This window comes from Streptomyces sp. NPDC047028 (assembly GCF_040644095.1).
In the GTDB taxonomy this organism is placed as follows: domain Bacteria; phylum Actinomycetota; class Actinomycetes; order Streptomycetales; family Streptomycetaceae; genus Streptomyces.
Genome location: NZ_JBEYVS010000008.1, coordinates 18,612 through 45,587 on the forward strand (window position 1 = coordinate 18,612; position 26,976 = coordinate 45,587).

The 26,976-nt window shown below is 71.6% G+C and carries 28 protein-coding genes; 17 read left to right on the forward strand and 11 right to left on the reverse strand.

Annotated elements, in window-relative coordinates:
- Position 1 precedes the first annotated feature (1 nt).
- The 5 genes from ABZ854_RS09660 to ABZ854_RS09680 all read left to right on the forward strand — a co-directional run bounded on the left by ABZ854_RS09660 (position 2) and on the right by ABZ854_RS09680 (position 4,718).
- Positions 2-472, forward strand: coding sequence for a flavodoxin family protein (locus tag ABZ854_RS09660; protein ID WP_361207384.1), 471 nt, complete (start codon positions 2-4; stop codon positions 470-472).
- A gap of 149 nt (positions 473-621) precedes the next feature.
- Positions 622-1,053, forward strand: coding sequence for a hypothetical protein (locus ABZ854_RS09665; RefSeq protein WP_361206893.1), 432 nt, complete (start codon positions 622-624; stop codon positions 1,051-1,053).
- The gene (locus tag ABZ854_RS09670; RefSeq protein WP_361206895.1) at positions 1,050-2,288 is read left to right on the forward strand and encodes a hypothetical protein; all 1,239 of its coding nucleotides are present in this window, start codon (positions 1,050-1,052) and stop codon (positions 2,286-2,288) included. Before ABZ854_RS09665 ends, ABZ854_RS09670 begins: the two co-directional genes overlap by 4 nt.
- Before the next feature lie 172 nt (positions 2,289-2,460).
- On the forward strand, positions 2,461-4,305 hold the full coding sequence (locus tag ABZ854_RS09675; RefSeq protein ID WP_361206898.1) for an FUSC family protein: 1,845 nt from the start codon (positions 2,461-2,463) through the stop codon (positions 4,303-4,305).
- A 233-nt stretch (positions 4,306-4,538) separates the two neighbouring features.
- Positions 4,539-4,718 (forward strand): hypothetical protein, encoded by a 180-nt coding sequence (locus tag ABZ854_RS09680; protein WP_361206901.1) that lies wholly within the window; start codon positions 4,539-4,541, stop codon positions 4,716-4,718.
- A gap of 23 nt (positions 4,719-4,741) precedes the next feature.
- On the opposite strand, the gene ABZ854_RS09685 is transcribed toward ABZ854_RS09680, so the two are convergent.
- Both ABZ854_RS09685 and ABZ854_RS09690 read right to left on the reverse strand, forming a co-directional pair.
- A complete protein-coding gene (locus ABZ854_RS09685) occupies positions 4,742-5,167 on the reverse strand; it encodes a hypothetical protein (protein WP_361206904.1) in 426 nt (141 codons plus the stop codon).
- Positions 5,164-5,907, reverse strand: coding sequence for an ATP-binding protein (locus tag ABZ854_RS09690; protein ID WP_361206906.1), 744 nt, complete (start codon positions 5,905-5,907; stop codon positions 5,164-5,166). Before ABZ854_RS09690 ends, ABZ854_RS09685 begins: the two co-directional genes overlap by 4 nt.
- Positions 5,908-6,080: 173 nt before the next feature.
- On the opposite strand from ABZ854_RS09690, the gene ABZ854_RS09695 reads away from it, so the two are divergent.
- Both ABZ854_RS09695 and ABZ854_RS09700 read left to right on the forward strand, forming a co-directional pair.
- Positions 6,081-6,941 carry a helix-turn-helix transcriptional regulator gene (locus tag ABZ854_RS09695; protein WP_361206909.1) on the forward strand — a complete coding sequence of 287 codons (861 nt, stop codon included), beginning with the start codon at positions 6,081-6,083 and terminating at the stop codon, positions 6,939-6,941.
- Positions 6,942-7,196: a DUF397 domain-containing protein gene (locus ABZ854_RS09700; protein WP_129309724.1), complete on the forward strand. Its 255-nt coding sequence runs from the start codon at positions 6,942-6,944 to the stop codon at positions 7,194-7,196. It abuts the gene before it with no gap.
- Between the two features lie 69 nt (positions 7,197-7,265).
- Here the strand turns inward: ABZ854_RS09700 and ABZ854_RS09705 are convergent, their stop codons facing one another.
- The 3 genes from ABZ854_RS09705 to ABZ854_RS09715 are packed head-to-tail and all read right to left on the reverse strand — an operon-like array spanning position 7,266 to position 10,045.
- Entirely contained in the window at positions 7,266-8,753 is a 1,488-nt protein-coding gene (locus ABZ854_RS09705; protein ID WP_361206912.1) for a glutamate synthase subunit beta, read from the reverse strand.
- Positions 8,729-9,295, reverse strand: a complete 567-nt coding sequence (locus ABZ854_RS09710; protein WP_361206915.1) for a hypothetical protein — start codon at positions 9,293-9,295, stop codon at positions 8,729-8,731. The genes ABZ854_RS09705 and ABZ854_RS09710 overlap by 25 nt, the downstream gene beginning before the upstream one ends.
- 57 nt (positions 9,296-9,352) lie before the next feature.
- Positions 9,353-10,045, reverse strand: a complete 693-nt coding sequence (locus ABZ854_RS09715; protein ID WP_361206918.1) for a DUF2293 domain-containing protein — start codon at positions 10,043-10,045, stop codon at positions 9,353-9,355.
- An 87-nt stretch (positions 10,046-10,132) separates the two neighbouring features.
- Here ABZ854_RS09715 and ABZ854_RS09720 point away from each other — a divergent pair, with 87 nt between their 5' ends.
- Positions 10,133-10,765: a uridine kinase gene (locus ABZ854_RS09720; protein ID WP_361206921.1), complete on the forward strand. Its 633-nt coding sequence runs from the start codon at positions 10,133-10,135 to the stop codon at positions 10,763-10,765.
- A gap of 80 nt (positions 10,766-10,845) precedes the next feature.
- Here the strand turns inward: ABZ854_RS09720 and ABZ854_RS09725 are convergent, their stop codons facing one another.
- Complete coding sequence (locus ABZ854_RS09725) at positions 10,846-11,973, reverse strand: magnesium and cobalt transport protein CorA (protein ID WP_361206924.1); 1,128 nt, start codon at positions 11,971-11,973, stop codon at positions 10,846-10,848.
- Between the two features lie 185 nt (positions 11,974-12,158).
- On the opposite strand from ABZ854_RS09725, the gene ABZ854_RS09730 reads away from it, so the two are divergent.
- Positions 12,159-12,953, forward strand: a complete 795-nt coding sequence (locus ABZ854_RS09730) for a methyltransferase domain-containing protein (protein ID WP_361206927.1) — start codon at positions 12,159-12,161, stop codon at positions 12,951-12,953.
- 122 nt (positions 12,954-13,075) lie between these two features.
- Here the strand turns inward: ABZ854_RS09730 and ABZ854_RS09735 are convergent, their stop codons facing one another.
- Both ABZ854_RS09735 and ABZ854_RS09740 read right to left on the reverse strand, forming a co-directional pair.
- Positions 13,076-14,008: a PfkB family carbohydrate kinase gene (locus tag ABZ854_RS09735; RefSeq protein WP_361206930.1), complete on the reverse strand. Its 933-nt coding sequence runs from the start codon at positions 14,006-14,008 to the stop codon at positions 13,076-13,078.
- Positions 13,993-14,901 (reverse strand): pseudouridine-5'-phosphate glycosidase, encoded by a 909-nt coding sequence (locus ABZ854_RS09740; RefSeq protein WP_361206933.1) that lies wholly within the window; start codon positions 14,899-14,901, stop codon positions 13,993-13,995. Before ABZ854_RS09740 ends, ABZ854_RS09735 begins: the two co-directional genes overlap by 16 nt.
- A 183-nt stretch (positions 14,902-15,084) precedes the next feature.
- On the opposite strand from ABZ854_RS09740, the gene ABZ854_RS09745 reads away from it, so the two are divergent.
- Positions 15,085-15,513 carry a VOC family protein gene (locus ABZ854_RS09745; RefSeq protein ID WP_361206936.1) on the forward strand — a complete coding sequence of 143 codons (429 nt, stop codon included), beginning with the start codon at positions 15,085-15,087 and terminating at the stop codon, positions 15,511-15,513.
- 26 nt (positions 15,514-15,539) lie between these two features.
- Here ABZ854_RS09745 and ABZ854_RS09750 read toward each other — a convergent pair whose 3' ends face one another.
- A complete protein-coding gene (locus ABZ854_RS09750; protein WP_361206939.1) occupies positions 15,540-16,094 on the reverse strand; it encodes a methylated-DNA--[protein]-cysteine S-methyltransferase in 555 nt (184 codons plus the stop codon).
- 57 nt (positions 16,095-16,151) lie between these two features.
- Complete coding sequence (locus ABZ854_RS09755; protein WP_361206942.1) at positions 16,152-17,024, reverse strand: glycerophosphodiester phosphodiesterase family protein; 873 nt, start codon at positions 17,022-17,024, stop codon at positions 16,152-16,154.
- A 277-nt stretch (positions 17,025-17,301) separates the two neighbouring features.
- Here ABZ854_RS09755 and ABZ854_RS09760 point away from each other — a divergent pair, with 277 nt between their 5' ends.
- The 7 genes from ABZ854_RS09760 (at position 17,302) to aroQ (ending at position 26,229) form a co-directional block, all read left to right on the forward strand.
- Positions 17,302-18,180, forward strand: coding sequence for an MHYT domain-containing protein (locus tag ABZ854_RS09760; protein ID WP_361206945.1), 879 nt, complete (start codon positions 17,302-17,304; stop codon positions 18,178-18,180).
- Positions 18,181-18,220: 40 nt separating this feature from the next.
- The gene (uvrB, locus tag ABZ854_RS09765) at positions 18,221-20,371 is read left to right on the forward strand and encodes an excinuclease ABC subunit UvrB (RefSeq protein WP_361206948.1); all 2,151 of its coding nucleotides are present in this window, start codon (positions 18,221-18,223) and stop codon (positions 20,369-20,371) included.
- Positions 20,372-20,527: 156 nt separating this feature from the next.
- The gene (locus tag ABZ854_RS09770) at positions 20,528-21,106 is read left to right on the forward strand and encodes a TerD family protein (protein WP_129309736.1); all 579 of its coding nucleotides are present in this window, start codon (positions 20,528-20,530) and stop codon (positions 21,104-21,106) included.
- Positions 21,107-21,168: 62 nt separating this feature from the next.
- On the forward strand, positions 21,169-23,217 hold the full coding sequence (locus tag ABZ854_RS09775; RefSeq protein ID WP_361206951.1) for a TerD family protein: 2,049 nt from the start codon (positions 21,169-21,171) through the stop codon (positions 23,215-23,217).
- 223 nt (positions 23,218-23,440) lie between these two features.
- Positions 23,441-24,421, forward strand: a complete 981-nt coding sequence (locus ABZ854_RS09780) for a TerC/Alx family metal homeostasis membrane protein (protein ID WP_361206954.1) — start codon at positions 23,441-23,443, stop codon at positions 24,419-24,421.
- A gap of 110 nt (positions 24,422-24,531) precedes the next feature.
- Positions 24,532-25,632, forward strand: coding sequence for an ionic transporter y4hA (locus tag ABZ854_RS09785; RefSeq protein WP_361206957.1), 1,101 nt, complete (start codon positions 24,532-24,534; stop codon positions 25,630-25,632).
- Between the two features lie 123 nt (positions 25,633-25,755).
- On the forward strand, positions 25,756-26,229 hold the full coding sequence (gene aroQ, locus ABZ854_RS09790) for a type II 3-dehydroquinate dehydratase (protein WP_361206960.1): 474 nt from the start codon (positions 25,756-25,758) through the stop codon (positions 26,227-26,229).
- 30 nt (positions 26,230-26,259) lie between these two features.
- On the opposite strand, the gene ABZ854_RS09795 is transcribed toward aroQ, so the two are convergent.
- On the reverse strand, positions 26,260-26,916 hold the full coding sequence (locus tag ABZ854_RS09795) for an MBL fold metallo-hydrolase (protein WP_361206963.1): 657 nt from the start codon (positions 26,914-26,916) through the stop codon (positions 26,260-26,262).
- Between the last annotated feature and the right edge of the window lie 60 nt (positions 26,917-26,976).

The window sequence follows — 26,976 nt, forward strand, 5'->3', positions numbered from 1 at the left end:
GATGAAGTCCGTCATCGTGTGCGCCTCCGTGTCGCACGGCAACACGCGCCGAGTCGCCGACAGCATGGCCCGGGTGCTCGACGCCGAGGTCGTCTCCCCGGAACGGGCCGACCCGGGCGAACTGGCCGCCGCGGACCTCGTGGGATTCGGCTCGGGCGTCTTCTACGGCAGGCTGCACCCCAGCCTGACCGAACTGGTCAGGGCACTGCCCGCCGGTACAGGACGGGCGTTCGTGTTCGCCACCAGCGGGCTCCCCGAGCTGCCGCCGGCGCCGTTCACCCGTCCCGTGGTCCGGCTGCTGCGCGCCAAGGGCTTCTCGGTGGACGGCAGTTATACGTGCCGCGCGTTCGACACCTGGGCGCCGTTCAGACTCGTCGGCGGAATCCGCAGGCAACGGCCGAACGCCGGTGACCTGGCCGCCGCGCGGGCCTTCGCCGAACGGCTGCGGGACGGCCAGGGACCGGCGGCCTGATCGACCCTCGCCGGCGGTGTTTGCGCGGCGGACGGGACTGGAATGACAACGTCACTGCGCCCGAGCCGAGTTGGGCTAGTGTGGCTGGCTCAGTCCTCGTACCAGGGCCGGGACAGCGCGGTCCGGGCCGTCACCTCGGGGGAGAAACCATGGATCCCACTCTGCTCACCCTGGCCGGCGAAGCCGGAACAGCGGTCGTCACCCTTGCCGTCACGGAGGCCTGGCAGCAGGCGCGGGACGGCATCGTCACGGTGTGGCGCAGGTACCGCCCGCAAGCCGCGGACGAGGTCGGTGACGAGCTGGAGACCTCGCGCCGCGCCCTCCTCGCCGCCGCGGCCGAAGGCGACGACAACGATGCGGCGGCCGCCGGCCGGCGCATCGCCGACGCCTGGCAGCTGCGCCTCGCGGCCCTGCTCGCCGACCACCCCGGCGCCGCCGACGACCTGCGCACCCTCCTGGCCGCGCTGGACCCGGGACCCGCCCGGCAGAACATCCGGGGCGACGTACGGCTCCAGGCGCGGGCGTCCGGCAGCGCCCGGATCTACCAGTCCATGGGTGACCAGCACATCACCGAACGATGAGCGCTGCGGACGACCCGGGCACGGAGGTCGGGAGACGGTCCGAGCTCTGGGGCAGCGCGTCCGAGGAAGGGCGCGTCTACCAGGCCAGGGGCAGCCAGTTCATCACCAACCTGCACGTGTACGGCTGGGACGACGGCCCCGGCGACTCACTGGCCCGGGCCGTGGCCCGCGGCGACGCCCTGGAGTACATGCAGGGACGCGTCAACCACCTGATCCGCGGGCTCCGTACGACACAGGCCGAGTGGCAGGCCCGTGTCACCGAGCTGGAGGAAAGGGCGGAGCGCGCGCGGACCGAGGGGCGCGAACAGGCCCTCGCCGAGGTGCAGGAGCAACTGCAGGCCGCGGAACTGCGGGTCATCAAGGCTCAGCAGATGATGCGCGAGGCCGTCCAGGAGCGTGAACACACCGAGGCGCTGCTGGCGCAGGCCCAGGAGGAGCTGGCCCGGCGGCGGCGCGCCGAGGAACAGCGGCGGCTGGAGGAGGAACGGGACCGCAACGAGCCGGACGCGGTCGCCGTCCCCGAGGAGGAGCCGTGGGACCCGGCCGGGCCGGCCGAGGAGAACGAGCAGTACGACGAGTTCCTGGAGCGGGTCGAGGCGGAACTCGGCGCCGTGCGCGACGATCTGCGGCTCCTGGGCGAGGGACTGCAGGGTGTCGACGGCGGGCCGGCCGAGAAGGACGTGCTCGCGGGCGAGTGGGTGCGCCGGCCGGTGGAGACAGACGCAACGGCTCCGGCCGGCGAAGGGGCGACGGGGACGGCCGAGCCCGGCACCGGCACGGCGCGCTCCGCTGGGACGGCGGCAGGCGCGGGGCCTTCGGGCACCGGCAAGTCCGACCGGCAGCGGACGCCCAGACCCGGGCCGCCCCGTCCACTGCGGATCGGTGTGGTGTGCGCGATCGTCGTCGCCCTGCAGCCCTGGGTGCCGCTGCTCGTCGTCACGTCGAACCGGGTGGCGTACGCGTCGCACCAGGCCACCTGGCAGAAGGCGGCGTTCACCGTCGTGACGATCCTGCTCGGCGCGGTGCTGCTCCTGGTCACCCTGGGGATCGCGTTCTTCACCGTGGCCCTGTCGCTGGAACGGGACCGCGAGGGCACCCCCGCCTTCTGGGGACTGGGGCTGTGCGTCGCCGTCGCGCTCGCCGGGCTGATCACCGCGTTCTGGTCCCCGCTCGCCTGGCCCGGCCCGGCCGGTGAGTGGGCACACGGGATCGCGGCCCTCGGGGGCCTCGGATAGCCGCCCGGCGGCTCATCTCACGGCAGGTCACCGTTCACCGCCGCTCCGGTGGGAGCACCGTATCGTGGAGTGACACCCTGACGCCCCGGCCACTGTCGTCCGAAGGCAAGGCGAGCGCCACCCCGTTTCCCCGGCCTCGCCCGACCCCCGCCCTCGTACGAACAGGAGTTCCGTGTCGCGGCTCGTCCTGCCTCCCTGGCTCGCTCACGCCCTGCGTGCCCAGCGCGGGCCCGTGTACTGGAGTGCCGTGTCGCGCGGTGCGCTGGCCGTCGGCCCGCTGGCGCTCGCCGGGGTGGCGAGTGGCCGTGTCGCCGCAGGCGTCGTGGCCGCCATCGGCGCGATGCTCGGCGGGGTCAACGACCGGCCCGGCAGCCGGCGGGCATCGGTTCAGAACCTCGGGGTGCCGGGGCTCGCGGGCGCGCTCGGGCTGGCCGTCGGGACGTACGGCGGACAGGGCCTGTCCGCCGTACCGCTGACGCTGCTGCTCACCCTGCTCGGGCTGGTCGCCGGCGCCGTCAGTGCCGTCGGGCCCGTCGCGTCCGCCGCCGGTTCGCAGCTGCTCGTCATGGCCGCCGTCGGCGCGGGCATGCAACTCCCGGAGGCCGCCTGGCAGTCGGCGCTCGCCTTCCTCGCCGGCACCGGCTGGCTGCTGGCGCTGCGCCTGCTGCTGCCCACGCCGGGCTCGCTCGCCGGGGACTTCCGGTTCGACGGGGAACGCGAGGCTGTGGCCGACGTGTACGACGCCGTCGCCGCCCTGCTCGACGCGGTCGGCGGCGACTCCGCCCTGACCCGGCGGGCCGCGCTCACCGCCGCCCTCGACCACGCCCAGGACGCCCTCGCCGGACCCCGGATCCGGCGCTTCGCGAGTTCCGCCGCCGAGCGCAGGCTGCACGCCCAGTTCGCCGCCGCGCTGCCCCTCGCCGAAGCGGCCACCGCGCTGGCCTGGGCCGGGAAGCCCGTCTCCGCGCGGGCGGCGCAAGGGCCCCGGCGGCTCGCGGCCGCCGTGCGCGGCAACACCGGCGCGGGACCGCTGCCCGCGCCGGTCCGGGCCGCCCCCGCACTGCGCGCCCTGGACGACGCCCTGCTGCGGGCCGCCGAGGTGTTCGACCGGGTGGACGAGGGGCAGGGCCTGTACCGCAGGCGCCGTAGCGTGCGGACCGCCGTCCGGGCCGTGTCCGGCCCCGGCGGGCGGGAGTACGGGATGCGGGTCGCCCTCTGCTTCGGCGCCGGCGCGGCCATCGCCCAGGCGCTGCACCACGCCCACTGGGACGGGCACCACCCGCACTGGTACTGGCTGCCCATGACCATCGTCTTCCTGGTCAAGCCCGACCTCGGACCGCTCGCCTCCCGCGTGCTGTCCCGGGCCGCCGGCACCGTGCTGGGCGCGCTGGTGTTCGCCGCCTGTGCCGCGCTGCTGCCCCGTCCGGCCGGACTGATCGTGCTGGTGACGGTCTGCGGGGCGCTCGTCCCGGTCGCCACGCGGCACTTCGCGGCCGTGACCGCCGTCGTCACCGTCCTCGTCCTCGCCCTGATCATGGTGACAGGCGAGCCGCAGGCCTCCGCCGGCCGTATCGGAGAGACCCTGCTGGCCTGTGTGATCGTCCTCGTCGTCGGGCATCTGCCGATGCCGGGGGAGCGCGGCGGAGGGGTGCGGGCCCGGCTCGCCGTGGCCCAGGAAGCCGCGCACGCCTACCTCGTCCACGTCCTCGGCGAGTCCGGTGACCGCGCCGAGCGCTGGGCACTGCGCCGCGAGGCCTACCGCACCCTCGCCGAGGCCCGCACGGCCATCACACTCTCGGCCGCCGAACTGCCCGCCCTCGCCCGGCACACCGAGGGCACGGACGCGGTCGCGGCCGTACTGGAGCGGCTCGTCGACACGACGACCGCCTGCGCCGTCCACCTCGACGTGACCGGCCGGCTCACCCCACGGCACGTCCGGCAACTGCACGAGGCGCTGGCGGAGTTGGAGGCGGGGCGACAGCGGATCGCTGCGCCCGTCCGGTCCGTCGCGCTGTAGGCCGAGGGTGTCGTACGGGTGGGCAGCGGACCTGCTGTCACGATCCGTGCGTGATACGACACGTACAGTCGGCCATTGGGGCCGATCGTGTCCGGTTCGCGTCGCAAAGTGAGCGGAGCTTCACCGTCCGCGCCGACCGGGTGTCGACAATGTCTCAGTACCGCCACTGAGCGAGCCGTTTCCCCTCTCCAGAGCGTTAACTCCTACAGGTACGACGCTTCTGGAGGTGCAGGATGGTGAACGGGCGAACGGTGCTCGAACGCTTTCCCGCCGGCGGCCCGCGCGGCTCCTGGCCCGCTGAGGAGTTCGCTCACGCGCGACGCCTGGAAGGCCTGCCCGCCGAGGTGGTCATGGACCTCGCGACGGACACCTTCCTGGTGATCGTCCGGGGCGCCGCCGAAGCCGTGGAGTGACCTTTGCGAGCCCGGACCGCTGATCACGCGGAGACCGCTCGCGACCAGTCGGGGGTCGTGCCCGTCACCCGGCACAGGGAGAGGTAGAGCGGGATCGGCGGGGTGTAGGGGATCGTGCCTTCGGGGCGATGGATGAGGCGGGCCGTGGCGGGGACGGGCGCGCCGGGCGCGTAGTGGGCCGGGGCCGGCCAGGGCAGGGCGTAGTCGGAGTCCGACGGGACGATCCACCACCAGCGCGCGCCGTCGGCGTACACGCACCCCACGCGCGGCAGTCGTGGCACGACCAGTGGACCGAGGCGGTCGGGTACGGCCACCGCGTCGCAGCCCAGCGGAGCGGTCATGCCCTCGGGGAGCGGCAGCCGCCGCACGGCGTCCGGCGTCTGCTGCCGGCGGCGCAACCGCACCAGCGTGTCCAGCCCGAGCGGCTGACCCGAGCCGAGCCCGTTCACGGCCGCCCCCACCCTCCGTGCTGCTCCCACGGGACTTCGCGCTGCTCTCCGCGTCGCGCGCAGGTGTCTTCGTGCTGCTCCCCGCGCTGCTCCCAGGGGCCCTCGTGCCGGGCCTTCGCGCGCTCCCCCCGCTCCTCCTCGCCCGAGCCGCCGTGCGAGGGGGCCGGCTTGGGGCGGGCGCCCCAGCCCAGGTCGTTGCGCGGCTCGGCGGTTCCCCGGACGGCGTCGGTCTGACGAGCCAGTTCGGCCCAGACCAGCAGCCCGGGTCCGCGCTCCTGCGCACCCCAGGACTCACACACGGCGTCGACGAGGAGCAACCCCCTCCCTTGCTCCTCCTCGGGCCGCTGCGCCGCAGGCCGCGGCTGACCGGGAGCACAGCCCTCGTCGTGCACGGCTATGCGGACCGTGTCGTCGTGGTCGTGCAGCTCGCACACCACCCGGCTGCTCGCGGTGTGCACGATCGCGTTCGTCACCAGCTCGGATATGACGAGCGCCGCGGTGTCACAGGTGTCCGCGCATACCGACCAGCCGGTCAGCCGAGCGCGCGCCAGCCGTCTAGCCTGTGCGGGGGAACCCGGGTGTGCGGCCAACTCGAAGCGGAACCGGCGCTCGGCAGCGCCCCCACCTGGGGTTGCCGCCCTTGCGGCACCGAGACCGGGACGGTCTGCGGCAGCGTCTGTTCCTAAGGGCGCGGACGGAATCACGTTTGCCACTATCTCCCCGCCGTGAACACTTGGCAAGTGTCACTCTGAAAAATGCAGAGTGCGGTGTGACGCGGTAAGGGGGCGTGGCACACTGCTCGCAACAGCATGTTGAGCGGCGCCAGTTGGGATCATCGACGATCAACCGATCCTCGAATGAATCTTCGAATGGCGCCGCAGGGCTGTCAGGATCGATGTGTGGAGGTGGGAGCGTGAGCGAACCGCGGTCCGCGCCGACGGTGGGCCAGGTGGTTCTCGGCCGGCGCCTGCTGGACCTGCGGGAGCGCGCCGGGCTGAAACGGGAGGAAGCCGCACGCATCCTCCGCGTCGCCCCCGCCACCGTCCGCCGCATGGAGATGGCCGAGGTCTCCTTCAAAATCCCCTATCTGCAACTCCTGTTGAAGGCCTACGGCATCCCCGACGACGAGGCCGAACTCTTCGTCCAACTCGCCGACGAGGCCAACAAGCCCGGCTGGTGGCAGCGGTTCCACGACATCCTGCCGGGCTGGTTCTCGATGTACGTCAGCCTGGAGGGCGCGGCCTCCCTCATCCGCTCCTACGAACCGCACTTCGTCCCCGGCCTGTTGCAGACCGAGGACTACGCGCGCGGAGTGCTCAGGTCCGGCGCCGTCGGTCAGACCAGCCCCGAGGACATCGAGCGCCACGTCGCCCTGCGCATGCAGCGCCAGGACCTGCTCACACGGACCGACGCACCCCGGTTCTGGGCGGTGCTGGACGAGACCGTGCTGCGCCGGCCGGTCGGCGGCCCGGAGGTGATGCGCGCCCAGATCGACAAACTGCTCGACGCCACGAGGCTGCCCAACGTGACGCTCCAGATCGCCCCGTTCGCGAGCGGTCCGCACCCGGGGACGTACGGGCCCTTCGTGCTGTTCCGATTCGCCATGTCAGAACTGCCGGACATGGTCTACAGCGAGTACCTGACCGGCGCCGTCTACCTGGACGCGCGCTCCGAGGTGGCGACCCACCTGGAGGTCATGGACCGCATGGCGGCGCAGGCCGCGACGGCACAACGCACGAAGGAGATCCTCCGGGATCTCCGCAAGGAGCTGTGAATGGATCGCATCAATCCCCGCGGTCGCGTCTACAACGGCATGCCCGCACGGGAGTTGGGCACCGAGGGCTGGCACAAACCCTGGAGCGGCGGCAACGGCGGAAACTGCCTGGAGGCGATGAAACTGGCCGACGGCCGGATTGCCGTACGGCAGTCGACCGACCCCGACGGGCCCGCGCTGATCTACACCACCGACGAGATGACCGCGTTCATCGAGGGCGCCAAAGCGGGGGAGGCGGACTTCCTGCTGTCCTGAACCCGTTGACCTCCTGATCTGTTGCTCTGCTGAACATGCCGTGCTTGTGATTGACCATGTGACCTGGTGCTAGACCGTCATCGGGCGGTCGTACGCCGATATCGGGGCCGGCAGCCGTGCACTGCCCGTCAGATAGTGGTCGACGGCCGCCGCCACGGCCCGGCCCTCCGCGATCGCCCAGACGATGAGCGACTGCCCGCGTGCCGCGTCGCCCGCGGCGAACACCCCGGGGACGCCGGTCGTGAAGTCGGCGCCCCGGGCGATCGTGCCGCGCGGCTCCAGCGTGAGGCCGAGCTGGTCGACGAGGCCGTCCGCCCGGTCCGGCCCGGAGAAGCCGAGCGCGAGCAGCACGAGGTCGGCGGGCAGGCTCCGGCCACTGTCCGGAACCGCCCGGCGCCCCGCGTCGACCTCGACCAGGTGCAGCGCCCGCACATGGCCTTCCGCGTCCCCGTCGAAGCGGAGCGTGGAGGCCGCGAACAGCCGCGCGTCCGCGTCCGCCGCCGGCGCAGTCCGCAGATCCCGCGCCTCCTCGTGAGCGGCCGACAACCGGTACAGCTTCGGGTACGTCGGCCACGGTTCCGTGTCCTCGTCCCGCTCCGCACCCGGCTGCGCGTAGATGTCCAGCTGCGTCACGGACGCGGCTCCTTCCCGCACCGCCGTCCCCAGACAGTCCGCGCCCGTGTCCCCACCGCCGACGATGACGACATGCCGGCCGGCCGCGGACAACGGTGAGACCGCCAGGTCCCCCTCGCACACCCGGTCGGCCAACGGCAGATACTCCATCGCCTGATGTACGCCGTCCAGCTCGCGCCCCGGCACCGGGAGTTCCCGCCACGCGGTCGCCCCGATGGCGATCACCACCGCGTCGTAGCGCGTGCGCAGATCCGTCGCCGGGACGTCCCGACCGACCGTCGTCGACGTACGGAACCTCGTCCCCTCGGCCCGCATCTGCTCGATCCGCCGTTCCAGGTGCCGCCGCTCCATCTTGAACGCGGGAATGCCGTACCGCATCAGCCCGCCGATCCGGTCGTGCCGCTCGTACACGGCGACCGTGTGCCCCGCCCGCGTCAGCTGCTGCGCGGCCGCGAGCCCGGTCGGCCCCGAACCGACCACCGCGACCGTCTTCCCGCTGAGCCGCTCGGGCGGCCGCGGGGGCGCGAAGCCTTCCGCCCAGGCCCGGTCGGCGATGGCGCACTCGACGTTCTTGATGGTGACCGCCGGCTGGTTGATCGCCAGCACACACCCCGCCTCGCACGGCGCCGGGCACAACCGGCCGGTGAACTCGGGGAAGTTGTTCGTCGCGTGCAGCCGTTCGCTCGCCGCCCGCCAGTCCTCGCGGGAGACCAGCTCGTTCCACTCGGGGATCAGATTGCCCAGCGGACAGGCGTCGTGGCAGAACGGCACCCCGCAGTCCATACAGCGGTCGGCCTGCTTGCTGACGATGGGCAGCAGCGCCCCGGGGACGTAGATCTCGTCCCAGTCCCGCACCCGCTCCCCGACGGGCCGCCGCGGCCACTCCTCGCGCGGCGTCGTCATGAACCCCTTGGGATCGGCCATGGTCGTCTTCCTCGCGTCCGTACACCAGGGGCCCCCGGTGTACGACGGGCCGTGCGTCCTGCGAGCCGCACTCCTTTCGCCACGATACGTCCGCACCCCTGCCCCCGCCCCCGCAGAGCTACGACCGCCGGTCGCTGCGCGGCGAGGGGCAGCGGGGGGAGGGGGAAGGCGGCTCGGCAGGAGCGGGTCAGGTGAGGGCCAGGACGTAGGAAACGGCGGCCGCCGCTCACCATGACCACGAGCGAACCGAACAGATACAGCGCGCTGCCCACCAGCAGCGCCGCCTTGCCCTCGCCCGGCCACACCACGAACGTCACCACGGCGATCATCACGGACACCACCGCCGTACCGAGGAAGACGCACATGAAAGCCGGCCGCGGGGCGACCAGGTTGACCGAGCTCATCGCGGCGACGCCCTGCGCGGGCGGCAGCCCGGCCAGCCCGCTCATCACCAGCGTCGAGAACGCACAGAACACCCCGGCCATCACCCCGGTCGTCAGCACTCCGGTCACGACCAGCACGAAGTACGGTCCGCCGATCACGCCCCCCACCTCGACCCCGGGCCCCGCGGTCCGGCCGTCCGGCCCGGATCCCCCGTGTCAGCCCACATCCGCCGCCTCCTCCCACTCCCGCACCACGTCCCACACCGCCGCCGCGATCCGCCGCCGCGCCTCATGCCTCTCCACCCCGCTCATCAGCAACTGGTCGTACGGCGTGTCCACATGCCGCACGGACGCCACCACCGCGGAGATCACCGCCTCCCGCGACAGCGCCCGCCCCGCCGCGCTGCGCCCCACCCGTCCACTGCCCCGCACGGACGCGTGAGTCGCGATGGCGACGGCCCGGTCGACCGGGCAGCCCGGCAGCAGCCGCAGGATCTCCGCGGCGAACGCCGCAGCGAACCTCTCGTCCGCCACCGCCCGGCGCCTCGCGTCCCGCGCCCGCCGCCGGCGCCGTGCCTCGGCATCCGCGAGACACCGCGCCTCGGCCCGCGCGAGCGCGGCCTCCTCCACCAGCACGCCCTGCCGTTCGTACCGGCCCTTGCGCCGGTTGAACCGCACCACCACGGCGGACAGCGTGCTCTCCTCCCGCGACCTCCGGGTCAACGCGGTGTCCCCGCGCGGCAGGAACACCAGATGCCCGAGATCCGCGCAGTCGAGGCACCGCGGCGCGCCCTCCCCCAGGAAGAGCAGCGGCAACGGCCCCCGCCGGCATCCGCGGCAACGGGTGTGCCTGAGCGGCCGCACCACCACAAGTCCGCCGAAGGAGCGAGACATCACCGACCCTGCCATACGCGCTTCATTCCCCGCCTGCCTCGCCGCCTCCCGTCCCGCCGCCCTCCTCTCTCCCTGCCCGATCGGCGAGGCATCATGGGCCCTGTGCGACTCGAAGCGATCACCTGGGAGCGGCTCGGTGGACTGCTCGCCGACCGGCTGACCGGCCTGACGCCCGCCGACGGCGGCGAATGGCTGCGCGTCGGCGTCGACGGCGCCCCGGCCGCGCGCCCCCAGGACCTCGCCGAGCGCGTCGGGGAGGCCTTGCGCGTACGGGGGCGGCCCTCGCTCGTCGTCGGCACCCAGGGTTTCCTGCGCCCCGCCTCGCTCCGGCTGGAGCACGGTCGGCGCGACGCGGAGTCGTACTACGGCGGCTGGTTCGACACCGGCGCCCTGTGGCGCGAGGTCTTCGGACCGCTCGACCCGGGAGGCGACGGCCGCGTCCTGCCCGACCTCTGGGACCCGGCCACCGACCGCGCCACCCGCAGCCCCTACGTCCAACTCCCGCCCGGCGGAGTGCTGTTGGTCCACGGCCCCCTCCTGCTGTGCCACTGGTTTCCCTTCGACCTGACCGTCCACCTCCTCCTCTCCCCGGGCGCCCTGCGCCGCCGCACGCCCGACGCCGAGCACTGGACGCTCCCCGCCTTCGAGCGCTACGACACCGAGACCGACCCGGCCGGCACGGCCGACGTCCTCGTCCGCGCCGACGACCCCCGCCACCCCGCCTGGAGCGGCTGACCGGAGCCGGCCGTGACACGTGCCGGTCGTGAAGAGTGCCAGCCGTGAAACGTGCCGGCCGTGATCAGCGCCGGTTGTGATCAGAGCCAGCCGTTGCGCCTGAAGCCCCGGTACAGCACCAGGCACGCCCCTGCTATCACGGCTATGACGAGGGGGTAGCCCAACCGCCAGTGCAACTCCGGCATGTGGTCGAAGTTCATGCCGTACACCCCGCACACCATCGTCGGCACGGCGATCACCGCGGCCCAGGCCGTGATCTTCCGCATGTCCTCGTTCTGCGCGACCGTCACCTGCGCCAGATGCGCCTGCAGAATGGAGTTCAGGAGTTCGTCGAACGCGGCGATCTGCTCCTTGGCCCTCATCAGATGGTCGAGGACGTCCCGGAAGTAGGCCTGTATCTCCGGGTCGACCACCTGGATGGGCCGGGTCGCCAGATCCTCCACCGGACGGGCCAGCGGCACCACCGCCCGCTTCAGCTCCAGCAGTTCCCGCTTCATCTGGTAGATGCGCCCCGGGTCCGTCCGCGCACCGCTCTCGGAGAACACCTCCGTCTCGACCTGATCGATGTCGGCCTGCACCGCGTCGGTGACGTGCAGGTAGTCGTCGACGACGTGGTCCGCTATCGCGTGCAGCACCGCCGCCGGCCCCTTCGCGAGCTGCTGCGGGTCCGACTCCAACTCCTCACGCAACGGGCCCAGGGAGCCGTGCCGCCCGTGCCGTACCGTGATGACGAAGTCCGCGCCGGTGAACACCATGATCTCCCCGGTGTCCACCACCTCGCTCGTCGCGGTCAGTTGCTCGTGCTCCACGTAGCAGACGGTCTTGAACACCGCGAACAGCGTCTCGCCGTACCGCTCCAGCTTCGGCCGCTGATGGGCCTCGACCGCGTCCTCCACGGCCAGTGGATGCAGGTCGAACAGCTCGGCGACGCCCGCGAACTCACCGTCCGTCGGCTCGTGCAGTCCCAGCCAGACGAAGCCCTCGCCGCTCTTGCGCACCATGCGGACCGCGTCCACCAGGTCCGCGCAGCCTGGGACCCGCCGGCCGTCCTGGTACATCACGCAGTTCACCACGGAGGAGCCCAGCGGCGACCGGGCGGGATGGCTCAGGTCCACGCGCGGCCGCCGCCGGGCCAGCCGCGCCACCTTGCGCAGGCCGCCGACCCTGCTCAGCCCGGTGACCTTGCGCAGATTCCCCGCCATCGACATCTCTGTCTCCCCTGGATCTCCTCGTGTGCATCCCCTCGCACCACGCTTCCGCGTCGTGGACCGCCAGTGTGCCAGCCAGGGCCGATCCGCGTGCGGACCTGTGGGAACAGGAGATTCCGCTTTGTTCCCGCCTGTGGACACAGAGCCGACCGGCCGGGTGCGCGGAGCACTGAGATGATTCCGCCATGACGCCATCCGACGGCTATCTCCTCGACAACCAGCACGCCGAGGCCGCAGAACGCTTCGACGCCTTCGCCCACCTCTTCGACCCCACGACCTTCAGGCACATCGAAGGCCTGGGCGCGATGGCCGGCCGGCGTTGCTGGGAGGTCGGGGCCGGCGGCACTTCCGTGGTGTCCTGGCTCGCCCAGCGGGTCGGACCCACCGGGCAGGTCGTCGCCACCGACATCGACACCTCACGGCTCGCTGCCGCCGCCCGGCCGCCGGTCGAGGTGCGCGTCCACGACGTGAGCGCCGAGGAACCGCCGGGGGAGGGGTTCGACCTGGTGCACGCCCGGCTCGTCCTCGTCCATGTGCCGGACCGGGAAAAGGCCCTGGGGTCCATGATCGAGGCACTCAGGCCCGGCGGCTGGCTGCTCGTCGAGGATGCCGACCCGGCTCTGCAGCCGCTGACCTGCCCCGACGAGTACGGGCCCGAGCAGCGGCTCGCCAACCGGCTGCGGCAGGGCTTCCGCAGCCTGCTCGCCGAGCGCGGCGCCGACCTGGCCTACGGCCGCAGGCTCCCGCGACTGCTGCGCGAGGCGGGGCTGCGCGAGGTCCACGCCGACGCCTACTTCCCCATGACCTCGCCCGCCTGCACCGCCCTGGAGTCCGCCACCGTCCGGCAGATCCGCGACCGGCTGGTGGCCGCCGGACTGGCCACCGACCAGGAGATCGACCAGCACCTGGCCAACGTCGAGTCCGGCGCCATGGACCTGACCACCGCGCCGATGATCTCCGCGTGGGGGCGCAAAGCCTGAGCCGACCCGCGAGGAAGACCTGCTGAACCGACCGGCCGAACCGACCGGCTGGGCGACGGGACGGGACGACCGGTCGGGGCGCACCCACGTCGTCGCGCGCCCGAGTTCCCGCCCCCTTGGCGTCAGTTCGCGCCCGCATGCGGCGGTCTGCCGCCCACCCGTTCCACCGCCCGTGCCCCCGCCCGGCAGCCGCGTGCCGCCGCCTCCTCCGGGTGCGCTCCCGCGACGAGCGCGGCGAGGAACGCCCCGGTGAAGGCGTCCCCCGCGCCCGTCGAGTCACGGGCGGTCGCCGGCGGCGCCGGGACCCGTGCGAGCACGCTCCCGGCCCGCGCCACCAGGGCTCCCCGCACACCCGACTTGGCCACGACCAGGGGGAACAGACGGCTCAGCTCGGCCGCCGCGTCCGCCGGATCGGACAGCCCCGTCAGCAGGCACGCCTCGTCCCGGCTCGGCATCAGCACGTCCAGTCCCTTTGCGAACGCCAGGAAACGGTCGACCTCCAGCTCGGCGAGGAACCCGGCCGACGCCGGATCCATGCTGACCGGAACCCCACGCGCGCGTGCCGCCGCGAGCGCCACCGCCGCCAGAGCCCGGCTCGGTTCCGAGAACAGCAGGTAGCCCGACAGATGCAGCCGGGCGACGCCGTCGAGCATCGCGTCCGACCAGTCGTCCGGTTCGAGCCGCAGGGACGCACCGCTGTCCGTGAGGAACGTGCGCTCGGCCGCCGCGCCCCCGTCGACCAGACAGATCACGGTGCCGGTCGCCGCCCGCGGGTCGACCACCAGACGGGGGCGCACCCCGGCCGTGACCAGCTCCCGCTCGTGCCATGCCGCCGAGTCCGCGCCGACCCGCCCCAGCAGGCGTACGTCCGCGCAGCCGGTGTGGGCGGCCCAGCAGGCCACGTTCGCACCGGCCCCGCCCGGCAGCAGCCGGATCGCGGCGACCGTGTCCGTACCGGTCGCGAGCGGCCCCCGGTGGCGGGCCACGACATCGGTGACGACGTCGCCGACGACCAGCAGCGCACCGTTCCGCCCCGCCGTCACACCTTCGTCCACGTCGCGGCGATCCGTGCGGCCAGCCGTACATTGCCGCGCACCGCCGCGAGGTTGGCGCTCAGCGAGGCCCCGTCGGTGTGCCGCACCAGGTAGTCCAGCAGGAACGGCGTGACCGCCTGGCCGGTGATGCCCGCCTCCGCGCAGGCGTTCAGCGCGTCGGCGAGGACGCGCGCGTGGAGACCCGGATCGAGTTGCTCCGCCTCCGGAACGGGATTGGCGACGATCAGCGCCGAATGGGGGGCGCGGAGCGCCTCCTGGGCCCGCATGACATCGGCGACCTGCTCAGGGCTGCTCAGCGTCCAGTCGACCGGGTGACCGGAGTCGGCGAGGTAGAACCCGGGGAACCGGTCCGTGCCGTACCCGGCGACCGACACCCCCAGCGTTTCCAGGCGTTGCAGGGTCGCCGGCACGTCCAGGATCGACTTCACCCCCGCGCACACCACAGTGATCCGGGTGCGCGCCAGCAGGCGCAGATCGGCGGACTCGTCCTGCGTCACCGTCCACTCCCGGTGCACACCGCCCAGTCCGCCGGTCGCGAACACCCGCAGGCCCGCCAGCGCCGCGAGCCGCGCGGTCGCCGACACCGTCGTCGCTCCGCTCGCCCCGGTCGCCATCGCCAGGGGCAGGTCCCGGTGCCCCAGCTTGCGGATGCCGTCCTCGTTCGCGACCCGCTCCAACTGCTCCTTGTCCAGGCCCACATGGGGATGCCCGTCCAGCACGGCGATGGTCGCGGGTACGGCGCCCTCCTGCCGTACCGACTCCTCCAGCTGCAGAGCCACTTGCAGGTTGCGCGGCCGGGGCAGCCCGTGCGCGATGATCGTGGACTCCAGGGCCACCACCGGCCGCCGTGCGCCCAGGGCCTCCCGGACCTCTTCCGACACCATCAGCACCACGCACCGCCTCCTGTCCGTTGGTCCTTCCTCATCTCTGGCGGGCTCGGCACCGGTGTAAACGTGGGCCGCGGACTCCGGCGGGCGCAGGGGAGGTGTACGGGCGTCAGGGGAACGGCCGCCGCAGCGGTACGCCGCCGGGACGCACGGTTGCGGTGCGCCGGGGATGCCGCCAGCCTGGGCCGCATGACGAACTACCGCACCCGCCTCGACCACATCGTCCTGTGGGTGACCGATCCGGTCGCCGCTGCCGGGTTCTACGAGCGGACGCTCGGCCTGGAGCCCCTGCGCGTCGCCGAGTTCACGGAGGGAAAGGTGACGTTCCCCTCCGTGCGGGTCAACGAGGAGACAATCCTCGACCTCGCCCCGCGCACCGTCGCGGAGCGCATGAACATGCTGCCCGGCGCGGCCGACAGCGCCGGCCACCCCGTCAACCACGTCTGCCTGGCCCTGCCGGCCGGGGACTTCGATGCCCTGCGCGCCCGCCTCGACGAGCACGGTGTCCCCATGAGCGACATCGGCCACGACTCCTACGGGGCCCGGGGGAACGCCGACCGCAGCTTCTACTTCCGGGATCCCGACGGCAACATCGTCGAAGCCCGGCACTACGCGTAGCGGCCCCCGCCCCGAGGGGGCGACCGTCAGAACAGCGGCTCGGGCAGCACGCCCTCAAGGGCGAGCAGCTTCCGCTTGGTCTCCAGCCCGCCTCCGAACCCTCCGATACCGCCGTCGCTCTCCACCACCCGGTGGCACGGCACCACCACCGGCAGCGGATTGGCGCCCATGGCCGCGCCCACCGCCTGAGCACCGCCCGGCTGCCCGACCCGGCCGGCCAGATCGCCGTAGCCCACCACCGTGCCGTACGGCACCCCGGAGGCCAGTTCGCGCAGCACCTGCCGGTTGAAGCCGGAGATCAGCGACCAGTCCAGCGGCAGGTCGAAAGCGTGGCGCTCACCCGCGAGGTACTCCTCGACCTGGCGTGTGGCCTCGGCCAGCAGCGGCGAACCGGGATCCTCGACGGGCTCGCCGCCCAGCCGGGCCGCCAGCCGCTCCAGGGTGCGGTCGCGCACCCGGTCCGTCGCGTGGAAGACGACGTTGACCAGCCCGTCACGGGTCGCCACCAGCATCAGGGGACCGATGCCGGTGGCCACCACGGCCCACACCACCCGCTGCTCTTCCTGCCCATCCGTGTCCATGCGCCCACGGTACGGCCCACCACTGACAACGCCGTCCGCCCGGCCCCTTCGGCCCGCTCAGTGCGCGGCGTTCAGCGCCGCACACACCACGTCGGGCTTGTTGGTGATCACGCCGTCCACGCCGTACGCGGCGACCTTCGACGCGGTGGCCGCGTCGTTCACCGTCCAGGCGAACACGCCGAGCGGCCTGCCGTGCGGTCCGTCGAGTGCGTGCACCGTCGAGACGTAGGCGCCGGTGAGTTTCCCGTACGAGGGATTGATCAGATCGGTGAATTCCGCGTAGCCCTGCAGTTGGCCCACGGAGGGCCGGCCGAGGTAGGCGGTGGTGACCTTGGGCTCCAGCTGGTGGACGGTACGGATGCTGTCCGCGCTGAAGCTCTGCACGATCAGACGCCCGCGGTGGCGCCCGTCCAGCCAGCCCTCGTTGTCGAGGAGCTTCATGGTCTGCTTCTCGATGCCCGGGTACAGCTCCGGGTTCTTGATCTCCAGGAGCAGTTTCTCGTGGTTGTGCTCGACCCGGCGCATGTACTGCGCGAGCGTCGGCACGCGCGTGCCCGTGTAGGCGGGGGAGAACCAGCTGCCCGCGTCCAGCCGGGCGATCTCGGCGGCGGTGAAGTCCTTCACCTTCCAGGGGGCCCGGCCGGGGAAGACCTGCTCGACGTTCGTGGTGCGCTTCAGGCTGTCGTCGTGGATGACGACCAGGCTGCCGTCCTTGGTGCGCTGGACGTCGTTCTCCACCCAGTGGAAGCCCAGCGCGGCCGCCTTGTCGATCGAGGCCAGGGTGTTCTCCGGAGCGTACGCGGAGGCCCCGCGGTGGGCGATCACCGTCGGTTCGCCGGTATCGCCGGCCCGGGCGTCCGAGGTCGGGCTCATCAGGGCTGCCGTCCCCAGGACCGCGGTGGCCGTGACGGCAACTGCGCGCGCGTGCATGCGTCCTCCTCACGTCGGCGAACACGGACAGCTTCAGACTGACAGCAGAGCGTCAGTGCCGCCTGGGCGCAGGAGGTCCACAGAGGGCATACGGATGACCAGGAGTGCACACCGGTGCCGCACAACTGGGGCAAGGCCGTGTTTCTTTGCCGGAAAATCGTTCGACCATTCCGGCTCGGGTCATACTCTCAGCGTCAACCCTGGCCGCGGGGGCGGTCCGGGCAGGGGGCACGTTTTCTGGCATTCCGGGATGTAAAAGGCGGAAAGGCAGCCGCGCATGCAAGGCACGGTCGACGGATTCAGCTACGGGGCCGTCACGCCGCTGGTGGCCTACCTGATGGCCTGCCTCGGGGGCGCTCTCGGCCTGCGCTGTACCACCCGGTCCTTGCTGGTCAGGCACTCCCGCCGGCCCGCCTGGCTGGCCCTCGGCTCGGCCGCCATCGGTTCCGGCATATGGACCATGCACTTCGTCGCCATGATGGGCTTCACCATCGACGAGGCACCCATCCATTACGACAAGCCGATCACCTATGCGAGCCTCGGCCTCGCCATCGTCATGGTCGGCGTCGGGATCTTCATCGTCGGCTACCGGGGCGCCACCGGGACCGCGCTGTTCACCGGCGGCACAATCACCGGTCTGGGCGTCGCCTCGATGCACTACCTCGGCATGGCCGGCATGCAGTTCGACGGGCGGTTCACCTACAACACCATCACCGTCGCCGTCTCCGTCGTCATCGCGGTCGTCGCCGCCACCGCCGCCCTCTGGGCGGCCGGTCAGGTCAGAGGCTTCCTGTGGAGCGTGGGAGCGAGCCTGGTGATGGGGCTCGCCGTGAGCGGCATGCACTACACCGGCATGGCCGCGCTCACCGTCCACCTGCACGGCACCTCCGACGCCGGCACGGGCGCGTCGGCGGCCTCCGCACTCGCCCCGATGCTGATCGGCCCGCTCACCTTCCTGCTCATCGCGGGCATCGTGGTCATGTTCGACCCTCACATGGTCGCGGGCCGGCCCGACTGGACCCCGGTCGAACGCAAACCCGGCGTCCCGGCCGCCGCCGTCGCCTCCCACCTGGGCCGCCGCCAACCGCTCCGCCCCGCCCGCCTCCCCTCCCGCGGGCCCGGCCACCACAGCCCGCGCACCCCGCAGAACCGCTGATCAGGCCCCGTTGTCAGTGCGGGGTCGTACGGTGGAACCCATGCGGCCCGTTTCCCACATCGAACGCACGGTGGCGCCCTTCGAGGTCGTCAGCCCCTACCAGCCCAGCGGCGACCAGCCGACCGCCATCGCCGACCTGGCCCAGCGCATCCAGGCCGGGGAGAAGGACGTCGTCCTGCTCGGCGCCACCGGCACCGGCAAGTCCGCCACCACGGCGTGGATGATCGAGAAGCTCCAGCGCCCCACGCTCGTCATGGCGCCGAACAAGACCCTGGCCGCCCAGCTGGCCAACGAGTTCCGCGAGCTCCTCCCGAACAACGCGGTCGAATACTTCGTCTCGTACTACGACTACTACCAGCCCGAGGCCTACGTACCGCAGTCGGACACCTACATCGAGAAGGACTCCTCGATCAACGAGGAGGTCGAACGCCTGCGCCACTCCGCCACCAACTCGCTGCTCACCCGGCGCGACGTCATCGTGGTCGCCTCGGTGTCCTGCATCTACGGCCTCGGCACGCCGCAGGAGTACGTCGACCGCATGGTCCCCCTCCGCGTAGGCGACGAGATCGACCGGGACCAACTGCTGCGCCGCTTCGTCGAGATCCAGTACACGCGCAACGACCTGGCGTTCGCCCGCGGCACCTTCCGGGTCCGCGGCGACACCATCGAGATCTTCCCGGTCTACGAGGAGCTGGCCGTCCGCATCGAGATGTTCGGCGACGAGATCGAGGCGCTGTCCACGCTGCACCCGGTCACCGGCGAGATCATCAGCGACGACCAGCAGCTGTACGTGTTCCCCGCCTCCCACTACGTCGCGGGCCCCGAACGCATGGAGCGGGCCGTCAACGACATCGAGAAGGAGCTGGGGGAGCGCCTGGCCGAGCTGGAGAAGCAGGGCAAGCTCCTGGAGGCCCAGCGCCTGCGGATGCGCACGACGTACGACATCGAGATGCTCCGCCAGATCGGCACCTGCTCCGGCGTGGAGAACTACTCGATGCACTTCGACGGCCGCCTGCCCGGCTCCCCGCCCAACACCCTGCTGGACTACTTCCCGGACGACTTCCTGCTCGTCATCGACGAGTCCCATGTCACCGTCCCGCAGATCGGCGCCATGTACGAGGGCGACGCCTCCCGCAAGCGCACCCTCGTCGACCACGGATTCCGGCTGCCCTCCGCCCTCGACAACAGGCCCCTGAAGTGGGAGGAGTTCCAGGAGCGCATCGGACAGACCGTCTACCTGTCGGCGACTCCGGGGACGTACGAGCTGTCCCGCGGGGACGGCGTCGTGGAGCAGATCATCCGCCCGACCGGACTCGTCGACCCGGAGGTCGTCGTCAAGCCCACCGAGGGCCAGATCGACGACCTGGTGCACGAGATCCGCACCCGCACCGACAAGGACGAGCGCGTCCTGGTCACCACGCTCACCAAGAAGATGGCCGAGGACCTCACCGACTACTTCCTGGAGCTGGGCATCCAGGTGCGCTACCTCCACAGCGACGTCGACACCCTGCGCCGCGTCGAGCTGCTGCGCGAACTGCGCGCCGGCGAGTTCGACGTCCTGGTGGGCATCAACCTCCTGCGGGAGGGCCTCGACCTGCCCGAGGTGTCCCTGGTGGCGATCCTGGATGCGGACAAGGAAGGCTTCCTGCGGTCGGGTACCTCCCTGATCCAGACCATCGGCCGTGCGGCCCGGAACGTCTCCGGTCAGGTCCACATGTACGCCGACAAGATCACCCCGGCGATGGAGAAGGCCATCGACGAGACCAACCGCCGGCGGGAGAAGCAGGTCGCGTACAACAAGGCCAACGGCATCGACCCGCAGCCGCTCCGCAAGAAGATCAACGACATCGTCGCCCAGATCGCCCGTGAGCAGGTCGACACCGAACAACTGCTCGGCTCCGGCTATCGCAACCTGAAGGACGGCAAGGGCGCCAAGGCACCCGTTCCGTCGCTCGGCGACAAGGCGGCCAAGGGCGCGAAGGCCGGCCAGACCGCCAAGTCCGCGAAGGGCAGGGCCACAGTGCCTACGGACCGCCCCGCGGCCGAACTCTCCGAACAGATCGAGGAGATGACCGAACGCATGCGTGCCGCCGCCGCGGAACTGCAGTTCGAGATCGCTGCACGGCTGCGTGACGAGGTCTCCGAGATGAAGAAGGAACTGCGGCAGATGCGGGAGGCGGGCCTGGCCTGACCGGCCCTGCCGGACCGGGCCCCGGCCGGCCTGCCGAGTGTTGCAACACCGCCACAAAGCACATGCCGGGGTTCGGCACTGTCAGTGCCCCTGCGTAGGGTTCTGGACAACCGCGCACGCGCGGTAACAGGGGAACACCGAGAAGGGAATTCAGCCGTGACCGTCAACTTGACCAAGGGTCAGGCCATCAGCCTGGAGAAGAAGGACGGGGGCACCCTGACCGCGGTCCGGATGGGGCTCGGCTGGCAGGCGGCCAAGCGGCGTGGCCTGTTCGGCTCGCGCACGCGCGAGATCGACCTGGACGCCTCGGCGGTGCTCTTCGCCGACAAGCAGCCGGTCGACGTGGTGTTCTTCCGCCACCTGGTGAGCGACGACGGCTCCGTGCGGCACACCGGCGACAACCTCGTCGGCGGCGTCGGCCAGGGAGGTGACGACGAGGCCATCCTCGTCGACCTCCAGCGCGTCCCGGTCCACGTCGACCAGATCGTGTTCACGGTGAACTCGTTCACCGGCCAGACGTTCCAGGAGGTGGAGAACGCGTTCTGCCGCCTCGTCGACGAGACCAACGGCCAGGAACTCGCCCGGTACACCCTCGCGGGAGGCGGCCAGTACACCGCCCAGATCATGGCCAAGGTGCACCGCGCCGGTGCGGGCTGGACGATGACCGCCCTGGGTACCGCGGCCAACGGACGCACCTTCCAGGATCTGATGCCGGCGATCCAGCCGCACCTGTAGGACAAGCCGCCCGCGCACAGGGCGGCCCGGTGACGACACCATGACGCAGGGGGGCGACGGCGATGACCGCCGAACTGGTGCGGGGGCAGAACCATCCGCTGACCCAGCTCCGGCTGGAGATCCGGATATCGGCCGGAGCACCGGTCCTCGCGGGGGCCACGCTCGGCGACGAGAACGGCGTCGTGCACGGCGCCGAGTGGGTGGCCCACCCCGGCGCCCCCGCCCTGCCCGGCATCGAGGTCTCCCGGCAGGCAGCCGCCGAACACCGGCTGGCCGTCGACCTGGCCGCTCTGCCCGAGTCCGTGCACCGGGTCACCGTGCTGCTCGCCCTGCCGGACCAGGCGGGCGGCCCCTTCCGCTTCGGTGCCGTCGCCGCCCCCTGCGCGACCGTCACCGACCTCGACGGCACCGGTATCGCCCGCTTCGCCCTCACCGGTCTGGACGCCGAGTCGGCTGTCGTCGCTCTGGAGCTCTACCGCAGACAGGGCGCCTGGAAGGTACGGGCAGTGGGGCAGGGCTACGCCGGCGGCCTGACCGCGCTCCTCACCGACCAAGGCCTGCCCCGGGCCGGTGAACTCGCGGCAGTCGTCCAGGACGCGGTGGACCTGGGCCTCTCCCGCGCAATACCCGCACAGTCCTCGGCACCGCTCCAGGACACGGTTCCACCTAACGCGGCGGACCGTCTCCGGGGCGGGGCGCAGCTCGCGGACGGCGCGCCGCAGCCGGGCCCGGCGCAGCACGGGGGCGGCACGCTGCCGCAGCATCACGACGGGCTGGCACAGCCTCACGACGGCCTGCCGCCGCAGAGCACAGTGCCGCTCCAGGACGGTGTGCCCTCCCAAGGCCCGCCGCCCGCGCCGGGCGGCGGGGGGCCCGTCGACTACACCCACCCCCGCCGCGGTCAGCCAAGTGCCCCGCCCCCGCCGCATGCAGCCCCGCCACCGGCGGCCCCGGCGCCGGCGGAACCCGGCGGGCAGGCGGCGCGGCCCGTCGCGGGGGACGCGACCGGCTGGTCGATGGACGAGCGGCTGTACAACCAGGTGTGGGGCATGTTCGAGGATCTGGCCCGCACCACGGCCGCCTACCGGAGCGCCGTGGACTTCGCCGACTCCCGGATGGAGAAGGAACTCGACCAGGCCCTCGCCGACCCGCGAAACCGGCTCGGCGGGGCGGGGAACGCCGCGCGCGAGGCGGCCCACGCCCGGCGTTCACAACTTGTCGATCAGGCGCGGGCAGTGCTCGACCGGGACCTCGCCCAGCTCACCGCCGAGGCGGAGGTCGTCGAGCCCGCTCTTCCCCCCGCGTACGCGCGCTGGGACAACCCCGTCTGGCACGCCTACCGTGTGCCCGACGAGCAGCCGATGGCCCTGCGGCTGGGCGATCTGCACCTGCCCGAGAGTGCCCCGCTGCGCATTCCGATGCTGGTGAGACTGCCATTGGAGCGGGGTCTGTGGATCGACTGCGGTCCCGCGACGGCGCCCGACGGGACCTTCCTGGACACGGACGAGGTGCCATCGCTCGCACTGCGGACGGCAGTGGCCCTCGCGGCCCGGCTGCTCGCCGTTCACCCGGCGGGGGAGCTCGCCGTCGAGGTCATCGACCCGGCGGGTGCGGCTGCCCGGGCCCTCGAACCCCTGACGCGGTCCGGGGCACCGGTGACGCCCCCGGCCGCGGGCGCGGCAGGTGTCACAGACGTCCTGGAGCGGCTCACGCGCCGCGTCGACCTGGTGCAGATGGCGGTTCGTGGCGGCGCGGCCGAGTCCCTGCCTCCCTACCTGGACACGGCCCGGCAGTTGCTGATCGTCAACGACTTCCCGCACGGCTTCGACGACCGTGCCGTGACCCGGCTGCGCTACCTCGTCGACGAGGGGCCGGCCGTCGGGGTGCACCTGCTGATGGTGGCGGACCGCGAGGACGCCGCTGCCTACGGTCCCTTGCTCGACCCGCTGTGGCGTTCGCTCATGCGACTGACGCCCGTTCCCGACGACCATCTCGCCGACCCTTGGATCGGTCACGCCTGGACGTACGAACCCTCGCTCGTCCCGCCGGGCAGCGGGATCCTCACGCAGGTGCTCGGAGAGGTCGCCGCGGCGTACGTCAAAGGCAAGTAAAGGTGTACTGACCTGCTGCTTTGCGTTTTTCTTTACTCCGTCACTTTACCTTTCTTTGGTGATTGCGATACTCTTTCCGTACGGAGGGGAGTACTCCCTGACTGCGGCGCACCCGTCAGTACGGATCGGTCCGATCCCGGGGCGTCGGCCCATCCCGGGTGGAAGAGACCTCCGGCAGCGATGACGCTGGCTTTGTTTGCCGTGACGTAATGCCGGAGGTGCAGTGAACGTTTCCATGACCCTGTGGGTGCTCACCGTCGTAGGGCTCGCCGCGCTGATCGCGGTGGACTTCTTCATCGGTCGCAAGCCCCACGACGTGTCGATCAAGGAAGCCGGGATCTGGACGGTCGTCTGGATCACCCTGGCCGGCCTCTTCGGCCTCGGCCTGCTCGTCTTCGGCGGCGGGCAGCCGGCCGGTGAGTTCTTCGCCGGGTTCATCACCGAGAAATCGCTGAGCGTCGACAACCTCTTCGTCTTCGTCCTGATCATGGCGAAGTTCGCGGTGCCCTCGCAGTACCAGCAGCGGGTCCTGCTCGTCGGGGTGCTCATAGCCCTGGTCCTGCGAGCCGTCTTCATCGCCGCGGGAGCCGCGATCATCGCCAGCTTCTCCTGGGTCTTCTTCCTCTTCGGTGCCTTCCTGATCTGGACCGCCGTCAAGCTCGTCCAGGAGGCTCGCGCCGACGCGGAGGACGAGGAGTACGAGGAGAACAAGCTACTCAAGGCCGCCGAGCGCAGGTTCGGTGTGGCCGACCGCTACCACGGCACCAAGTTGTGGATCCAGCAGAACGGCAAGCGGGTCATGACGCCGATGCTGGTCGTGATGCTCGCCATCGGCACCACGGACGTCCTGTTCGCGCTGGACTCCATCCCCGCGATCTTCGGCCTCACGCAGGACCCGTACATCGTCTTCACCGCCAACGCCTTCGCCCTGATGGGGCTGCGGCAGCTGTACTTCCTCATCGGCGGTCTGCTCAGGAAGCTGGTCCACCTGTCGTACGGCCTGTCGATCATTCTCGGATTCATCGGCGTGAAGCTCGTGCTGCACGCGCTGCACGAGTCCGGGGTGCACGTGCCCGAGATCAGCATTCCGGTCTCGCTCGGCGTGATCTGCGCGGTCCTGGCGGTCACCACGGTCACCAGCCTGATGGCCTCGCGGAAGCAGGCGGCGGCCGACACGGGCGTCAAGGACCGCGTGGACGCCTGACGGCGGCAAGCCGGCCCCTGGGTCCGGGGCATGACCGCGACGCGGAGAAAGGGGCACGTATCCGAAAGGGACGGAATGCGAAGGAGGGGGCGGTCTGCCACCATCGCCCCATGATCACTCGGCTCAGGTCGCTCACCGGCCAGTGGACGCTCCTCGTGCCGGTGCTCGCAGCCATCCTCCTCCTCTTCACCTGGGGCCGGGAGCTGCCCGGCGCGGTCGTCGCGTTGGTGACCGTGGTCCTCGCGGGATGCGTGCTGGCCGCGGTTCACCACGCCGAGGTGGTCGCCCACCGCGTCGGTGAGCCCTTCGGTTCCCTGGTCCTCGCCATCGCCGTGACGATCATCGAAGTAGCCCTGATCGTCACCCTTATGGCCGACGGCGGCGACAAGAGTTCCACCCTCGCCCGTGACACCGTCTTCGCCGCCGTGATGATCACCTGCAACGGCATCGTCGGGATCTGCCTGCTCGTTGCCTCCCTCCGGCACGGCACGGCGGTGTTCAACCCCGAGGGCACCGGCGCCGCGCTGGCGACCGTGGCGACGCTGGCCACGCTCAGCCTCGTGCTGCCGACCTTCACCACCAGCAAGCCGGGCCCCGAGTTCTCCGCCGTACAACTGACGTTCGCCGCGCTGTCCTCGCTGGTCCTCTACGGCCTCTTCGTGGCGACCCAGACCGTACGGCACCGGGACTACTTCCTGCCGATCACGCGGCAGGGCGACGTGATCAGGGTGGACGACCACGCCGCGGCGCCGTCCGCGCGCACCGCCTGGGCCAGCCTCGGCCTGCTGGGCCTGGCCCTGGTGGGCGTGGTCGGCCTGGCCAAAGGCGTGTCACCCACCATCGAGTCCGGTGTGGCGGCGGCCGGCCTCCACCAGGCCGTCGTCGGCGTGATCATCGCCCTGCTGGTCCTGCTGCCCGAGACGATCGCCGCGCTCCGCTCCGCCCGCCGGGACCGCGTGCAGACCAGCCTCAACCTGGCGCTCGGCTCGGCGATGGCCAGCATCGGCCTGACCATCCCCGCTGTCGCCCTCGCCTCGATCTGGCTGTCGGGCCCGCTGGTCCTCGGTCTGGGGTCCACCCACATGCTGCTGCTCGCGCTCACCGTGGTGGTCAGCTCGCTGACGGTGGTGCCGGGCCGGGCGACGCCTCTGCAGGGTGGCGTTCACCTGGTGCTGTTCGCCGCGTACCTGGAGCTGGCGATCAACCCGTAGCGTGATCAACCCGTAGCGTGATCAACCCGTAGCGCGATCGCCCAGTCGTGCGCTCCGGCGGCCGTGATAGACCGAGTCCGAGCAGCGGTCGTAGTCGTACGGCCACCGACGGACGGAGGAACCGTGCCCCGCACCCTGGCCAACGCCCCGATCATGATCCTCAACGGGCCCAACCTGAACCTGCTCGGCCGGCGCCAGCCCGAGATCTACGGCAGGGACACCCTGGCCGAGGTCGAGGCGATGTGCGCCAAGGCGGCGGCCGCGCACGGCGGCACGGTGGACTTCCGGCAGTCGAACCACGAGGGCGAACTGGTCGACTGGATCCACGAGGCACGGCTCGGCCACTGCGGCATCGTCATCAACCCCGGCGCCTACTCCCACACGTCGATCGCGATCCTGGACGCGCTCAACACCTGCGACGGCCTGCCCGTCCTGGAGGTCCACATCTCCAACATCCACCAGCGGGAGACGTTCCGGCACCACTCGTACGTCTCCCTCCGCGCCGACGGGGTGATCGCGGGGTGCGGAGTGCAGGGATACGTGTTCGGCGTCGAGAGGGTCGCCGCGCTGGCGAGGGCGGCACAGACGGACGCATAGCCCCTGGGCGGCTGCGCCCACCCCGTGGGCTCACCAGCCGCGCGTGTGCCACTCCGGCAGATGCGGCCGCTCCGTGCCCAGCGTCGTGTCGTTGCCGTGCCCGGGATAGACCCAGGTCTCGTCCGGCAGCACGTCGAAGATCTTCGTCTCGACATCGTGGATCAGGGTGGCGAACGCCTTGGTGTTCTTGAAGGTGTTGCCGACCCCGCCCGGGAAGAGGCAGTCCCCGGTGAAGACGTGCGGGTGCCCGTGCGGGTCGTCGTAGACCAGGGCGATGGAGCCGGGTGTGTGCCCGACGATGTGGCGCGCCGTGAGTTCCACGCGCCCCACCTTGATCACATCCCCGTCGTCTACCGGGACGTCGGTGGGGACCGGGATGCCGGCCGCGTCGTCCCGCCCGGCGTACGTACGCGCGCGCGTGGCGGAGACGACCTCGGCGAGCGCCCGCCAGTGGTCCCCGTGCTGGTGGGTGGTGACGACGGACGCGATGCCGTCGTCACCGATCATCCCCAGGAGTGTCCCGGCGTCGTCGGCGGCGTCGATCAGAAGCTGTTCGTCGGTGGCCCGGCACCGCAGCAGATAGGCGTTGTTGTCCATCGGGCCGACCGCGATCTTGGTGATCATCAGGTCCTTCAGCTCGTGCACATCCGCCGGTCCGCCGACCTTGACCTCTCCGCTGTACGTCATGGCGATCAGCCTATAGCCGCCCGGCGGACGGGGCTGTTCGCGCCTGACGGCCGGGCTGTT